At 77.4% G+C, this 1,148-nt stretch carries 2 protein-coding genes and 1 pseudogene; 2 read left to right on the top strand and 1 reads right to left on the bottom strand.

All coding sequences use genetic code 11. The features are described 5' to 3' along the window. Together ABEB16_RS22310 and ABEB16_RS22305 are read left to right on the top strand one after the other, a co-directional pair. Positions 1-476 (top strand): mannosyltransferase YkcB-related protein (locus ABEB16_RS22310; protein ID WP_486336004.1); only part of this gene is annotated, 476 nt, incomplete at its 5' end. Between the two features lie 100 nt (positions 477-576). Beyond that, on the top strand, positions 577-903 hold the full coding sequence (locus tag ABEB16_RS22305; RefSeq protein ID WP_345714343.1) for a hypothetical protein: 327 nt from the start codon (positions 577-579) through the stop codon (positions 901-903). Positions 904-945: 42 nt separating this feature from the next. Here ABEB16_RS22305 and ABEB16_RS22300 read toward each other — a convergent pair. Then, positions 946-1,148, bottom strand: a pseudogene (locus tag ABEB16_RS22300) (MFS transporter); the annotation flags it as partial.

The raw sequence follows: 1,148 nt of genomic DNA, 5'->3' as shown, positions 1-1,148 counted from the left end.
TCGGTGTAGGAGTACATCGCGATCTGGTTGGGGGTGCCGGTCGTGGAGGTGCGCTGCAGGGCGCCGCCCCGGGTGGTGCGGCCGCGCAGGGCGGTCGCGGCGGTGGTGCCGGCGGTGGTGGCATCGGCGGGCTGCTGAACGCCACCACGCCGAGCGCCGCGCTCGTGGCGCTGCTGCAGACCGACGCCGGCTCCTACACGTGGGCCGCGGCGACGATCGGGGCGAACAACGCCGCGGGTTACCAGCTCGCCACCGAGGAGGCGGTCATGCCGATCGGTGGGTTCAACGGCACCGACTCCTCCCCGACGCTGACGCAGTTCCAGCAGTACGTCGCCGAGGGCCGGATCCACTGGTTCATCGCCGCGGGCACCGGTGCGGGCGACGGCGAGGGCACCGCCTCGGCCATCAGCGCGTGGGTGGCGGCCACCTACACCGCCCAGACCGTCGACGGGGTGACGCTGTACGACCTCTCGTGAGCGCGACCCCGACGCGCGGCGCCGGGCCTGCGGGGAGATCCCCGTGGGTCCGGCGCCGCGCGCACCCCGCAGGCGGCCCCGCCGCTCCTACGCTGGGCCGGTGACGTCGCGCTCCAGCACCGAGGCCATCGCCCGCGCCGCGGACGCGTGGATCCAGGCCGTCAACGTCTCCCGCACGGTGCTGCGCGACCTGCTGGGCCGACCGGCGCTGCCGGGGGACGGCGGTGAACGGCTCGTCGTCGCCGACGCCGACCGCCCCGGCCGGGTGCTGCTGGTGTCGCAGCGGCGCGCGGCGGGGCTCGTCGTGCTGTCGGTCTGGCAGGGCCCGACGTGCATGGCGACGGTGCGGGTCGCCGAGCGGGACCTGCCGGTGCTGCGCCGCGCGCTCGGGGAGGAACCCGCGGCCGGGCCGGGGGAGCCGGCCTGACGCCCTCCCGGCCCGGCCGGGCGGGTGCCGGCCGGCCGGGCCTCAGCGGCCGGTGCGGCGGGTCAGCAGCGCGACGGCGGCGAGCAGGGCCAGCAGGACGCCGGTGAACCACGTCATCACGTCGACCTGGTCGAACGAGAGACCGGCCAGGCCGATCGCCAGGGGCGGCACGGTCAGGCCCAGGTAGGCCGCGAGGAACAACCCCGCCAGCGCCTCGCCGCGCCCGGCCGGCGCCGCCGCCGCGC

The organism is Kineococcus glutinatus, assembly GCF_039542765.1.
In the GTDB taxonomy this organism is placed as follows: domain Bacteria; phylum Actinomycetota; class Actinomycetes; order Actinomycetales; family Kineococcaceae; genus Kineococcus_A; species Kineococcus_A glutinatus.
Note: the sequence above shows the minus strand (reverse complement) of the source record. Positions and strands in the feature narration are given on the sequence as shown.